Origin of the sequence: Planctellipticum variicoloris (genome assembly GCF_030622045.1) — a bacterium.
Taxonomy (GTDB): Bacteria; Planctomycetota; Planctomycetia; order Planctomycetales; family Planctomycetaceae; genus Planctellipticum; species Planctellipticum variicoloris.
In genome coordinates this window covers 4,375,818-4,388,763 of the sequence record NZ_CP130886.1, presented here as the reverse complement: position 1 = coordinate 4,388,763, position 12,946 = coordinate 4,375,818, and the positions used below count along the sequence as shown (strand labels likewise).

Below are 12,946 nucleotides of genomic sequence, written 5' to 3'. Positions count from 1 at the left end.
GCGGCGACGTGAAACCGGACGATGGCAACTCTGTGGCTGACGCACCGCAGCGCCCCGGCGAGAGTGACGCAGTGCGATCGGGAACGCGGATTCCTGACACCGCGTGCGGCAGTCTGTTTGACGACGTCTTCGCCGGGCCAGGCGCGGTTGCGACCGCGAGCGTCGGATCGGCGCCGCCGACTGCCGCTGAAACGGCGTCCCGGCGTCCTCGCGTCGTTCCTCCACCGGAATCGCCGGGGTCCCTGGAAGCCAGCGGACTGACGTTGGGACAGATCGGCGAGCTGATTCTCAAGCAGTTGTATCTGGAGAACGGCCTGCAGGGAGCGGACTTCGCCCGTGCGACGCGACTTCCGTTCTCGATCATCGACGAGGGGCTGCGGGCGCTGAAAGAGCAGCGGTGCATCGAAGTCGCCGCGGGGGGCGCCGTCGGCCGGGCTTCGCACCGGTTCTCGCTGACCGAACTGGGGAGATTGCGGGCGCGCGAAGTCTTCGACGCGTGCCGCTACGTCGGTCCTGCGCCGGTCCCGCTGGAGCAGTACATCGCCCAATGCCGGCTGCAGTCGGTGCATGGCACGAATTGCACGGCCGCCTCGCTGTCCAATGCGTTTCGCGGGGTGGTGATTGGATCGGAGCTGCTGGAGGAACTCGGGACGGCGCTCTGCAGCGGCTGTTCGATTTTCGTTTACGGTCCGCCCGGCAATGGCAAGACGCTGATCGCCAAACGGCTGGGACGGTACTTGAACACTTACGGCGGCGAGATTTACGTGCCGTATGCGATTCAGATCGACAACAGCATTATCACGGTGTTCGACCCGGTGCTGCATCAGACCTGTGATGACGCCGAACTGGCCCGCCGGGGACTGCTGCCGTCGCATCCCCTGAGCCCGGCGACGCCGCCGGTTGGCGAAGGGACCATCGATCTGCGCTGGCGGCGGATTCAGCGGCCGGTCGTGATCACGGGCGGCGAGCTGACGCTCGACATGCTTGAGCTGCAGTACAATCGGACGGGCAACTTCTATGCGGCGCCGTTGCATCTGAAGGCGAACGGGGGCGTGTTCCTGATCGACGACTTTGGCCGTCAGCTCGTCACGCCGCGCGAGCTGCTGAATCGCTGGATCGTCCCGCTGGAGGAGCGAATTGACTTTCTGACGTTGTCGACCGGGCGGAAGCTGGCCGTCCCGTTCGAGCAGCTCATCATTTTCTCGACGAACCTGAATCCGCGCGATCTGGTCGACGATGCGTTTCTGCGGCGGATTCGCAACCGCATCCGGATCGACGCCCCTGATGAGGCAGCATTTCTGGAGATCTTCCGCCTGGCGTGCGAGGAACGGCGGCTCACATTCCCCCAGGATCTCGTGAAACGGCTGTTCCACGCTCACTTCGGGCCCGCAAGGTCGCCGCGATCGAGCGATCCCCGAGATTTGTTACAGCTTGCCCAGTCTCTCTGCCGATTCAGACAACAGCCGTTTCTGCTCACGGAAGATCTGCTGGCGGAAACGGCGCGTCGGTTTTTCGCGGAACTCTGATCGCCGACTGGATGATCGCGACCAACTTCGATCCGCTGCGGCCGACGGATCTGCGATCGCGATTCTGGAGGAATTATTGTGCTTCCATCACGCCTGAGTGCGTTCTGGGTGTGTGGGGTGCTCTGCCTCGCCGCTGTCACCGGCTGCAAGTCGGGCGGGGGGATGTTCGCCGGCGGCAGCAGTAACAGCTCAACGTCCGCATCGACGACAACGCCTGGTTCAGGCGAATTCACCACGGTTCGGAAGCTGAAGGATCCCGCGTCGACGCACCTGGTCTATGCCCAATGGATGGAAGAACGGAATCCGTCGGACGCTCGCGCGTCCTACCAGCAGGTTCTCGACAAGAATCCGAAGTCCGTCGAAGCGCTCCTGGGATTGTCCCGGATTGAACAGCTCAACGGCCGGCAGGACGAAGCGGAAAAGCTCCTTGCGCGGGCTCAGAAACTCCATCCGGATGACCCGCTGGTGGCTGCGGGGTACGGCCTGTACTACGCCAATCAGAAGGATTGGGGCCGGGCGGTCGAACATCTTCGTCGAGCCCGTGAAATGGCGCCGGGTGACAAGGTCTACGACTATCAACTGGGGTCTGTGCTGGTGAAGTCGGGGGATATCGCTGGTGGCCTGAAAGAACTCGAACGATGCGGGTCACGGGCCGAAGCGCACTACAACGCCGGCTTCATTCTGAAAGAACAGAAGCAGCTTGCTGAAGCGGAAGAGCAGTTTGCTCTGGCGGTCGATCTCGATCCCGAGCTGACTCAGGCGCAGAAGATGCTGGCCATTGTGCAGGATCTGCGCGGCGTGAAGCCGGGCCAGAATGTTGCCGGCCGAGGACGCCCGATGGTGCAGCCAGCCGGCGGCGCCCTGGACAACGCCTGGTCTTCGCCCGCTCCTGTGGGAGTTCAGCCGGCGGGGCACCGCGCCGACGGTCGGAAGACCTTCATGAGCATCGAGCCGATGATCTCAGCGCCGAACCGGTGACGGCTGACGGGCTCCGTCGTAGAATCGGGGCTGACCAGTTTGCCGACTTTCGCCGATTCCGTGTGGCCGCATGTCCGCTCCGATGACCCGCGATCCCGCCGTTGCCGCCGCCTGCCTCGTGGCGGGAGGACTGGTAGCGCTGCCGACAGAGACCGTCTACGGTCTGGGCGGGAATGCGCTCGATCCACGGGCAGTCGCGAGGATTTTTGAGGCGAAGCAGCGGCCGTTTTTTGACCCGCTGATCGTTCACCTCGCCGATCGGTCCTGGCTGCAGCGCGTCGCTCAGAACGTGTCTCCGCTGGCGCTGCGGCTGGCGGAAAAATTCTGGCCGGGGCCGCTGACGCTGGTCCTGCCGCGGACGTCCGCAGTTCCCGACCTGGTGACGTCGGGGCTCGATACTGTGGGCGTTCGCGTCCCCGATCATCCCCTGACGCGGGAAGTCCTCCGCCTGGCCGACTGTCCCATCGCCGCTCCGAGCGCGAATCCGTTTGGACGGCTCAGTCCGACGACTGCGCAGCACGTCGCCGAGCAACTCGGCGACCGGATCGACCTGATCCTGGACGGTGGTGCCTGCCGCGTGGGTGTGGAATCGACGATCGTCCGCGTTGAGGGAGATTCACTCATCCTGTTGCGGCCGGGCGGTCTGCCGATCGAGGATCTGGCGCCGTTCGCCGTCCGGATCGAGCGCCCAACGACGGTCGAGGAACAGCTTCCGACGGCACCCGGCATGCTGCCGCAGCATTATGCCCCGCGCACTCCTGTCCGGTTGTGGAAGGCCGGCGAAACCTGGCCCGAAGGTCGGCGCGTTGGCCAGTTGCTGTTGTCCGGGACGGCCGATCCACGTGCTGCGGCCTGCGAGGTACTCTCGGCGAGCGGCGAACTCGTTGAAGCGGCGGCGGGGTTCTTCGAGGCGCTGCACCGGCTCGATGCGTGCGGACTGGACATGATTCTTGCGACCCCCTTTCCCGAGCGGGGGCTGGGTGTCGCTCTCAACGACCGGCTCACGCGGGCCGCCGCCAGTTGACGCCGGGAATCGCTGTCTGAAGGGGAAATTCCTCTGGCTTTGATCGCGGGAGATATCAACAATGGTTGATTCATTGTCGATCCGGCTGAGACGAAGCGATCCGGGAGGAACGCCATGGCGACGGACGGTCAGGCTGCGCACCTGCTGAGACATTCCACCCGCACGCTGTCGCGGCGCGGGTTGCTCATCGGTGCGGCCGGGTTTGCCGGGCTGACGCTGCCATGGTTGCTCCGGGCGGAGGCCGCCGCAGGTCGCGGACAGTCCCGCAAATCGGTCATTCAGATTCACCTGGACGGCGGCCCACCCCAACTCGATACCATCGATCTCAAGCCGATGGCGCCGATCGAGATTCGCGGCGAGTTCCAGCCGATCGACACCGTCGTCCCCGGCCTGCAGATCTGCGAGCTGCTGCCGCGGCTGGCGATGATGGCCGACCGCTGCGCGTGGATTCGATCGCTCGTGGGTTCTGCGGGCGCGCACGATGCGTTTCAGTGCCAGTCGGGCTTTGACAGTAAGAATCTGCAGTCGCTCGGGGGCCGTCCGGCGCTGGGAGCGGTCGTCAGCAAATTGCAGGGGAGCACCGGCGATTCCGCGCCGCCGTTCGTGGATCTGATGCAGGGCCGGCCGCTGGTGCGGAACAGCGCTCGACCCGGTTTTCTGGGCCCCGCACATCAGCCGTTTCGACCCGATCTGTCCGAGCTGTTCCCGCGCGAACTCGAATCGGGCATGAAGGGGGAGCTGGCCCGCCTCGGCGGAGATCACCGGACCAGCCTGACGCTCCACCCGGAACTGTCGGTTGACCGTCTCGGCGACCGGCGCAGTTTGCTGACGGCGCTCGACGGTTATCGCCGGGAGGTGGATGCGACCGGGATGATGTCCGCGATGGACCGCTTCACGGAGCAGGCGGCGAGCATTCTGACCTCGGGCGAACTCGCCAGTGCTCTCGACTTCACGCAGGAAGATCCGCGGACGCTGGAGCGGTATTTCCTGGCCGATACGACCGCCGAGTTGCGGAATACGACCAGCGAGTCCCCCGGGGCGACGAAGAAGTTCCTGCTGGCTCGCCGGCTGATTGAAGCGGGAGTCCGCTGCGTGAGCCTGTCGCTGAGCGACTTCGATACGCATTCGAACAATTTCCCGCGGCTGAAGAACCTGCTGCCGATTCTCGACGTTGGTCTGTCGGGACTGATTGCGGATCTGGAAGAGCGGGGCCGGCTGGAAGACACATTGATCGTCGTCTGGGGGGAGTTCGGGCGGACGCCGCGGATCGATCCGAAGACCGGCGGCCGGCACCACTGGCCGCAGGTGGGCCCGGCAATCCTCGTCGGCGGACGCTTCCGGATGGGGCAGGTGATCGGTGCGACCGACCGGACGGCGAGCGTCGTCCACGAGCGCCCGGTGAGATATCAGGATATCTTCGCGACGGCGTACTCGCACCTGGGGATCGATCCGCAGCAGACGACGCTGGTCGACCCGCAGGGCCGGCCGCAGCATGTGGTGGAGCAGGGGGCGGTGCTGCGGGAGGTGTTTTAATTACCGTTGACGACCACCTTGCGACCGGACCGGCATCAGCAGTTGCCTTATTTCACTCCTTGGATCGACCTCTGTGACATCGTCCCGGCCGCCGGCTGGGGCTGGATTTCCGGGGCCGTTGTCCTTGGGGGGATGCCTCCATGTCGCCAGAGGCGGCGGGCGGTGAAGCCCGCGACATGGGAACGGCGGGGCTCGACGGGATCGAGCACCGCCGGGCTCCGGGGCCGCCGCTGGAGTTCAATGCGCATCAGGACCATTCTGCAGCGGAGTCGCTGCGGCGGCTGCCGGACAATCTGCTGGATGCCCTGCGGGCGCTCGAACGAAACGAGGTCTTGAGAGCCGGTCTGGGTGTGGAATTCACTTGGGCGTATCTGAAGCTGAAGCAGGCCGAGTGGCGGGACTATGCGAGTGTTGTATCCGAGTGGGAGGTGGAGCGGACGCTGGATTGCGAAAATCGCAGCTCCGCGCGTTGAGCCGTCGCCAGCGTCCGTCGCTTGACCTGCCTCATTTCTCGGAACAGGCCCTCACACCGTCTGCCAGCCGCTCGTCGCCATCTTCTTCAGCATTCGCAGCAGGTCGCTGGTGTCGTTGGCCTGGATCGGTTTCAGCATGATGTTGTACTGCGGGGCCTGTTCCAGGCACAGAAAGACCGCGTCGATCTCGTAGTCCCCGGTCTGTTGGTGAATGATCACCGTATCCCGCTGCGGCACGGCGTCAATGTCTGACTGCATCCGCAGCCGGACGGGCTCCATTCGCGACTCCGCGACCCTCACTTCAACTTCAAACTGAGCTTTCATGGCTCCCCGCATCTCCTGTTCAATCAACACATCCTCACGGGCAGAAGTCTGCCCACGTTTCCCGAAAATCTCACCAACCTTTCACCAAAAATCGATGAACCGGCGGGGCCGGCTGCTGCCGACTCAGATTCGGGTTAGGCATGGATACTCGTCACGGCGGCGATCGGCGTCTTCATTCCGGCGATCAGCGATCCGCGATCCGCTCTCTTTTTCCGGTTCCCGTCTCCCGCCTCTTTGAAAACGAATGTGAAGGTTCCCTTCACCGCTAACCGATAAAACTTGTCCAGACGGCAAAGTCGTCTCACTGCAAACGGTTACACGCCAATTCCGCAGTCAAGCGATAGGGGGGTGCCTGCCGGCCTGGTCCTTGTACCAGGCCGGCAGGCCGTTTTTGTTTCGGGTAGGCTGAAGTCCGTTTCACGACGTGCGGCCCGTACCGGTGCTATCTGATTTGGGCCATTTCGAATTTCGTGCTTCGGATTTTGAATTTTCCCCCCATGTCTCTCTCTGTCGGTCGACTGGCCCCGTCTCCCACCGGCGCCCAGCACGTGGGCAATGCCCGGACGTATCTGCTGGCCTGGCTGGCGATCCGCTCTCGCGGCGGTCGGATGATTCTGCGGATGGAGGACATCGATTCCCCCCGCGTGAAACCGTGGGCGGCCGCGCAGGCCATCGACGATCTCCGCTGGCTGGGGCTCGACTGGGATGAGGGGCCAGACATCGGCGGACCGCACGGTCCCTACGTCCAGACGCAGCGTCTCGACCACTACGCAACGGCGCTGGAGCAATTGAAGGCCGGCGAGCAGATCTATCCCTGTACCTGCACGCGGTCGGACGTCGCCGCCGCGGCGAGCGCTCCGCATGCGGGTCAGGAAGGTCCGATCTATCCCGGAACCTGCGCGGGACGCAGCGCCGCAGACGCCGTCGGCCTGACGGTTCCGTACTGCTGGCGGTGGCGTACGTCGGGGGGACGCGGCCCGCTGGAGTTTCACGACGCCGTCGCCGGTGAGCAGCGGTGCAACCTTTCGCGGGAGCTGGGGGACTTCGTCGTCTGCAAGCACGATGGGACGCCGTCGTATCAACTGGCGGTCGTCCTGGACGATCACGCAATGGGGGTGAACGAGGTGCTCCGGGGGGACGATCTGATCCCCAGCACGTTCCGGCAGTTGGCAATCTACGACTTCTTCGGCTGGCCGGCTCCCGGCTACGCTCACGCGCCGCTGGTGGTTGGTCCGGATGGTCGCCGGCTCGCGAAACGCCACGGCGACACGCGGATCTCGATACTTCGCGAGGCGGGGCAGGGACCGGAACGGCTGGTCGGCCTGCTGGCGTGGTCATGTGGTTTGCGACCGACGGCCGAACCGGTCACCGCGCGAGACCTGCAGTCCGATTTCGAGCTGGCACGTTTGCCAAAGGAACGGTTCGTGCTGACGGAGGAACACTGGAAGTCCATTTGCGAGTGATTGCGACACTCTCTCAAAAGGTTCTCTGCGTTGCCGAATGGGGCGGCAATCCGGTGAAATTGGCGATCGAGGCGAATGTCGCTTTCGCAAAGGGAGGCTGATGAAACCCGATTGGCTGTTCGGCGCGGCGTTCCTGCTGGTCGGCCTGGGATTTTTCGGCAGCGTTGGCCGGGAGCCCCCCTGGACCTGGTGGCTGGTCTGGCCCGGCATCTCGTTTCTGATTGTCGCCGTCGCGTATCTGAGGGTTTCTTCGCGGCCGTTCGGCAAGCGCTCCGACGGGGCGCGGTCTGCGATCGCCACTGGACTGCTGCTTCCTTACCTGGCGCTGGCGCGGACTGTCTGGGAGCTGCAGACCCGGTTGTGGCGGGAGTCCCCCTGGAATGCCATCGGGGAGTCGCTCATTGTGGCGCGCCGACTGCGCGCGTCCGAGTTTCCCGACCGCGCTGCAGCGATCCTCGACCTCACCGCCGAACTCTGCGACCCGGACCGAATCCGTCGGCATCCCGGCTATCGCTGCCTGCCGATTCTGGATGCGAACGGAATCGATCCGGTCGTGCTGGTCCAGTCCGTGCTTCGCATTCCGCCGTCGAGCGAGGGGCGCATCCTGATCCACTGCGCCAACGGTCACGGGAGAGCCGCGCTCGTCTCCGCCGCCTGGCTGCTCGCGCATGGCTTCGCCGGGAGTTCCGCCGATGCACTCGGCCAGTTGCGTGCGGCCCGGCCGGCCATTTTCCTGCGTCGACGACAGCGGTGGATTCTGGACCAGGCGGCGACGATCCTCCGCCGGCTTGAGGTCTACGGAGACGCCGTCCTCCGCCGGCTGGCCTTGTGTCTTGGAGCGGCCGTCGCAGGGCGGGAGTTCGAAACGGGAATTCTTCTGCTGGATGCGGGCTCGATGATCGGCCCGATTCTCAAGGCCGGTGAACATGCGGGAATTTCTGGCAGATTTTCAGCGAAGGTGGAAGACGAGTTCGGAACGGCGATTCCGGTTGAGTGGCTGGCGTCGTGCGAGAAGGATGCCGGACTGAGCGTACGAGAATTTCTCGATGCCTGCGTACCGTTGCTCGATGCGGATTCCGCCAACCGATTGGCCCGGAGAGATTGTGCCGGCGACCACCGGCGCTGAGGTCGCTGCACTTCGGAGGATGCTTCAAGGAAACTGGTATGTCCAATCTGCTCAAGGAGCTGACACCGCTGCTGATCGTCGCGGCGATGTCGCGGTCATTGGCCTTCTACCGGGATCAACTCGGCTTTCGGATCACGCAGGACTGGTCTCCCGACGGCCGGCTGGCCTGGTGCCGGCTCGAACGGGATGGCGTTGCGCTGATGCTGCAGCAGGCGTGTGACGAAGACGGACCGGCGGCGGGGCGCGGATGGGGAGTGATGTTCTACTTTTCGTGTGCCGACGCCAGCGCCGAGTACGAACGCCTGCAGGCATCGGGAGTGAACGTCGCCCCGCCGGAGGTCGCCTTCTACGGGATGAATCAGCTCGTCGTCACCGATCCGGACGGGTACGAGCTCTGCTTTCAGAATCCTGTGGCGGTTTGAGAGCTCGCCGCGGAAGTCACCCGGGGCGTCAAAAAAACTTCCTCGCTCCTCCGCACATGTTCAGTATGATGGCCGGACAGAGATTCCTGCCCGGTTCCGGGCGATTTCCTGATGCACGAGCTGGAGTCCGGCATGGTTACGTTGCAAATCCCGGATCGCGTCTGCCGACTGGTCCCGCCGCTGGCAATCGCTCTCTTTGCCTTTTCGCCCGTGGTTGCGTGGATGCCGCCTCTGGCTTTCAATCGGCCGGCCGCATCCGACCGCATTGCGCCGATCTTTCCAGGGTTGTCCGAGCAGGATCTCTTCATCCTGGACCGCGTCGATCAGCAGCGCGTGACGCTGAATCTCGAAAACGTGCCGTTACAGAAGGCTCTGCACTCGTTGCAGAAGGAGTCTGGCATTCAGATTGCCGTGGACGAGGCCCAGTTGACCGAAAATGGGATCGACGTCAATGCGCTGGTGACTTTGAAGGTGCAGGATGAACTCGTCCGGGATGTTCTCTCGAAGCTGGTGGAACCGCAATGGCTGGACTGGATCGTGGACGACGGCAAACTGAGCCTCTATTCCCTCGAAAACTATTGCGGAGGAAAGACGCCGGCCGGCATCTATCCCGTGGCCGACCTGGTTGATGACGGGGAAGAGAACTGGAAGGAACTGGAATCGGCAATTCGTGACAACTCCAGTGGGATGTGGGATGAGGTTGACGGCGAAGGTGGACGTATGGGACGCGTGACTGCGGCCCGATCGCTCATCATTTCGCAGACTTACAAAGCGCACGCCGAGATCGACCGCTTTCTGACGGCGCTCCGTGCGGCGAAACGGATCGGGCGCGAGGCGATGGCTCCGAAAGCGGCGCTGGCCGACGAGCCTCTGTTTGTGCCGGCGAGTTCTCACGGGAGACCGACTCCATGAGCTCGACGCTCACGAATTCCTCCGCAACAGTCCGGCTCGGTGCACTTGGTCGAAGGTGGCAACTGCAGATTTCAGTGATCGTTTTCGCGATTCTCTGCACTATCTGTGCTGTCGGCACTCTCAAACTCTGGAAGGTTCAGTCTGACCTTCATGTTTTTCGCCATGTCGTCGCTGGCGCGAATCGGACAGCGATCGAGGCGGTTTTCGGCCCGCCGCGGTTTGTGTCCGCAGCCGACGAGACGCTCCGCGCCGCTGCTGGGTGGAACGGGGCCGATGCAGACCGCGTCTCCCGACGGGGACTCCGCGTTTATGATGCTTCGCTCTGGATGTTTGTCGTGTGTGAGTTTGACGAGAACGATCGATTGCAGGACGTGACAATCTCTCAAAAGTAGGCCCCCCGGAGCCCGCAATGACGCGTCTGACCCGCCTCGAACTCAGCGCGACCGTCTTCCTGCTGACTGGCCTGCTGATTGCCGGGGTGTACTCGGTGTATTACGAACGAGCGTCCCTGCCGCCGACTGGTCCGGGGCAGATCGTTGATCAGCCGGGTCGATATGTCGCGGCTTCGGGCGCATCGAGTGTCGAAATCCGGCCGCAGCCCGATGGCGGACTGCAGTTTCAATGGACGTCCCTGGGGCACGGCCAGCGGGCCGAAGCGGGAATGTCGATCGCGGCGAATCAGGCCTGGTTTGCCGCCTGGGATGATCGCGGAACACTCTGGCTCTACAGCCCGCCCGATGGAGTCCATCGTTTTCAACTCACTCCCGGCGGCGGTTCGAGTTCAACGCGTGTCGGTGAATTTGGCGGCTGGGAGGGCGTTCCAGAGGCGTTTCTCCGGCGGCTGCCCGAAGCGGAACTTGCGACCTATCGGCTCGCCACTGCCGCAGTGATGCCAGCAACGTCGCCGTGACCGCAGCATCGCTGCGTCCCGAAAGCGGCCCTGAAATCCTATCGCGCCAGAAGCACCTCGATTTTCCCGCGCGAATCGGCCTTCGCGCGCGCCATTCCGACCGTATTGCAGCGCATCACAATCGCTCCCCGGCCATCGACCGTGATGATCCCTCCGGAGTCCGGTTCCAGGATCTTGTCGGTCATTTCGGTGACGGCCGCTTCCAGCGGCAGACCCTTGTAGATCATCAGCGCGTGCAGGTGGAAGCCGACGCTGTTGCGGATGAAGAGTTCCCCAGTCCCTGTGCCGCTGATCGCCAGGCTCCGGTTGTCGGCGTAGGTTCCCGCCCCCGCGATCGGCACCGAGCCCACCCGGCCCCACTTCTTGTTCGTGAGCCCGCCCGTCGAGGTTCCGGCCGCCAGATTGCCGTGTCGGTCCCGCACCACGCAGCCGACGGTGCTCATGGAGCTTTCCCGTTGTCCGACTTTTTTCTGCTTCTGCCGTTCCTGCTCGACGGCTTTACGCCATTCCTGCCGACGGAACTCGGTGCTGAAATACTCATTCGGCACCCGTTCAATCTGTGCCCGACCCTGCATTTCGTCGGCGAATTTCTCGGCCCCGTCGCCGATCAGCAGCACGTGGGGCGTGTCTGTCATGACCAGCCGGGCCAGCGAAATCGGGTTGCGGATCGTGGACACGCCGGCCACCGCCCCCGTCGAGCGGTCCCGACCGTCCATGATGGCTGCGTCGAGCTCGTGCTTGCCGACGTTGTTGAACACCGCGCCGCGACCGGCGTTGTAGAGCGGTTCGTCTTCCAGCACGCGGATCGTCTGTTCGACGGCGTCGAGGGCTGTGCCTCCTTTGGCGAGGATGTCCCGGCCGACGGTGATCGCACGAGTCAGGGCGGCTTCGTGCTCCCGCTTCTGAGCATCGCTCAGCGTCTCGGGCTCGATGCCGGCTCCGCCGTGAATGGCGATGGCAAAGTCGACTGTCGGTTCTGCGCCGCATATTTCATCCTGCACCATCAGCCCCAGCAACAGGCACAGGCAGCCGAGTTTCGGCATTCTCATCAGCGCTCTCCCGGAAAGTGCGTCGGCCACTCCCGCTATGAATCCGTTTCGCCCAGCGCATGGCTGGCTCTTCCACCCACCGGTGCAGGCCGTGAGCGGCCGGAATGCTGGCTGCGAGGCTGAGGACCAGCCAGAACGCGGCCCACTGCGGTTGTTCGCCGGTGAACCAGTACCCCAGTCTGCCAATCAGCCAGCTCACGGGATAGTGAATCAGAAACAGGCTGTAAGAAATCCGTCCGAGATATTGCAGGAGGCTGTGGTTCAACCAGGTCTGCAGAACGCCCAGGTGGCTGCAGAGGCCGATGGTCCCCCCCGCCACGACTGACGTCGCGAGAATGTTATTGTAATCCAGGGCGACCCGCAGTCCGGCGATTGCCACATACAACCAGAACCAGACCGGATGGACCGCTTTCTTCAGCACGAGGCCGATCAGAATTCCGAAGAAGATGTGGCAGTAAAAGTGCCAGATCCACATGTCGCTGTGCGACTGGTAAACCGCAACGAACAGGGACCAGACCGCCAGCGGGGCGAAGACGAGCAGCAGGATGGCTGAACTTGGCCGTCCGTGCGGTCTGCCTGTCGCCCGCGCCAGCCTCTGCGCCAGGCCGGTGAGCAGCAGAAACAGGATGCCGAACTGCACTTCGATGCAGACGAACCAGAGGCCCGTCGACAGATGGGGCAGGCCGAGAATGTCCTGGAGAAAGAAGGCATGCGCTCCGAGCTGGGCCAGTGTTGGTGGCTGCTCGTTGAGCGAACGGTCATTCCAGCCATCGATCGCCGCCGCCGTCAGCACCGCAGCCAGGGCGACCACCAGCCAGTAGGCCACCCCGAGTCGCAGGATCCTGTTGACAAGCTGATTGGCGGCCGTCCGCAGCGTCAATGGTTCGTCGCGCGCCGTGTAGATCGCCACAAGTCCCGAGATGACGAAGAACCACTGGACAGGAGTCCAACCCCACGTGAGGATGAACAGTCGGACGTCCGGCAGCCACTGTTCCGCCGCGACGGGCAGCGGACCGTAATCGGCGATGTGAAAGCTGGCGATGGAGAGGGCGCCCAGACCCCTGAGGCCGTCCAGAAAGACCAGTCGACCGTGGTGGCCGGCTGAGTGTTCCGGGCACGTTTTCACGCGATCTCCGGGGGCATCGACGTCAGGCGGCATGGAGTGGCTGAAATAAGGGGGCAAAGTCGACCAGAGCGTTCGACGTT

At 63.8% G+C, this 12,946-nt stretch carries 13 protein-coding genes; 10 read left to right on the top strand and 3 right to left on the bottom strand.

The window, feature by feature from the left end; all coding sequences use genetic code 11:
* Positions 1-8: 8 nt before the first annotated feature.
* The 5 genes from SH412_RS17040 (at position 9) to SH412_RS17020 (ending at position 5,534) form a co-directional block, all read left to right on the top strand.
* Complete coding sequence (locus SH412_RS17040) at positions 9-1,526, top strand: P-loop NTPase and SpoVK domain-containing protein (RefSeq protein WP_336519221.1); 1,518 nt, start codon at positions 9-11, stop codon at positions 1,524-1,526.
* Between the two features lie 78 nt (positions 1,527-1,604).
* Entirely contained in the window at positions 1,605-2,504 is a 900-nt protein-coding gene (locus SH412_RS17035) for a tetratricopeptide repeat protein (RefSeq protein WP_336519220.1), read from the top strand.
* A 70-nt stretch (positions 2,505-2,574) separates the two neighbouring features.
* Positions 2,575-3,528, top strand: coding sequence for an L-threonylcarbamoyladenylate synthase (locus SH412_RS17030; protein ID WP_336519219.1), 954 nt, complete (start codon positions 2,575-2,577; stop codon positions 3,526-3,528).
* A 114-nt stretch (positions 3,529-3,642) separates the two neighbouring features.
* Complete coding sequence (locus tag SH412_RS17025; protein ID WP_336519218.1) at positions 3,643-5,061, top strand: DUF1501 domain-containing protein; 1,419 nt, start codon at positions 3,643-3,645, stop codon at positions 5,059-5,061.
* Between the two features lie 140 nt (positions 5,062-5,201).
* Positions 5,202-5,534 (top strand): hypothetical protein, encoded by a 333-nt coding sequence (locus SH412_RS17020; RefSeq protein ID WP_336519217.1) that lies wholly within the window; start codon positions 5,202-5,204, stop codon positions 5,532-5,534.
* Positions 5,535-5,585: 51 nt separating this feature from the next.
* On the opposite strand, the gene SH412_RS17015 is transcribed toward SH412_RS17020, so the two are convergent.
* Positions 5,586-5,858 carry a hypothetical protein gene (locus tag SH412_RS17015; protein ID WP_336519216.1) on the bottom strand — a complete coding sequence of 91 codons (273 nt, stop codon included), beginning with the start codon at positions 5,856-5,858 and terminating at the stop codon, positions 5,586-5,588.
* A gap of 497 nt (positions 5,859-6,355) precedes the next feature.
* Here SH412_RS17015 and gluQRS point away from each other — a divergent pair, with 497 nt between their 5' ends.
* From gluQRS to SH412_RS16990, 5 genes are all read left to right on the top strand, one after another.
* Positions 6,356-7,321 carry a tRNA glutamyl-Q(34) synthetase GluQRS gene (gene gluQRS, locus SH412_RS17010; RefSeq protein ID WP_336519215.1) on the top strand — a complete coding sequence of 322 codons (966 nt, stop codon included), beginning with the start codon at positions 6,356-6,358 and terminating at the stop codon, positions 7,319-7,321.
* Positions 7,322-7,421: 100 nt separating this feature from the next.
* On the top strand, positions 7,422-8,447 hold the full coding sequence (locus tag SH412_RS17005) for a phosphatase domain-containing protein (protein ID WP_336519214.1): 1,026 nt from the start codon (positions 7,422-7,424) through the stop codon (positions 8,445-8,447).
* A gap of 38 nt (positions 8,448-8,485) precedes the next feature.
* Positions 8,486-8,869, top strand: coding sequence for a VOC family protein (locus SH412_RS17000; RefSeq protein ID WP_336519213.1), 384 nt, complete (start codon positions 8,486-8,488; stop codon positions 8,867-8,869).
* 132 nt (positions 8,870-9,001) lie between these two features.
* Positions 9,002-9,781: a hypothetical protein gene (locus SH412_RS16995; protein ID WP_336519212.1), complete on the top strand. Its 780-nt coding sequence runs from the start codon at positions 9,002-9,004 to the stop codon at positions 9,779-9,781.
* Between the two features lie 409 nt (positions 9,782-10,190).
* Positions 10,191-10,691 (top strand): hypothetical protein, encoded by a 501-nt coding sequence (locus SH412_RS16990; protein ID WP_336519211.1) that lies wholly within the window; start codon positions 10,191-10,193, stop codon positions 10,689-10,691.
* Positions 10,692-10,729: 38 nt separating this feature from the next.
* Here SH412_RS16990 and SH412_RS16985 read toward each other — a convergent pair whose 3' ends face one another.
* Both SH412_RS16985 and SH412_RS16980 read right to left on the bottom strand, forming a co-directional pair.
* Positions 10,730-11,740 carry an isoaspartyl peptidase/L-asparaginase family protein gene (locus SH412_RS16985; RefSeq protein WP_336519210.1) on the bottom strand — a complete coding sequence of 337 codons (1,011 nt, stop codon included), beginning with the start codon at positions 11,738-11,740 and terminating at the stop codon, positions 10,730-10,732.
* Positions 11,682-12,866, bottom strand: a complete 1,185-nt coding sequence (locus tag SH412_RS16980; protein WP_336519209.1) for an acyltransferase family protein — start codon at positions 12,864-12,866, stop codon at positions 11,682-11,684. The genes SH412_RS16985 and SH412_RS16980 overlap by 59 nt, the downstream gene beginning before the upstream one ends.
* Positions 12,867-12,946 lie beyond the last annotated feature (80 nt).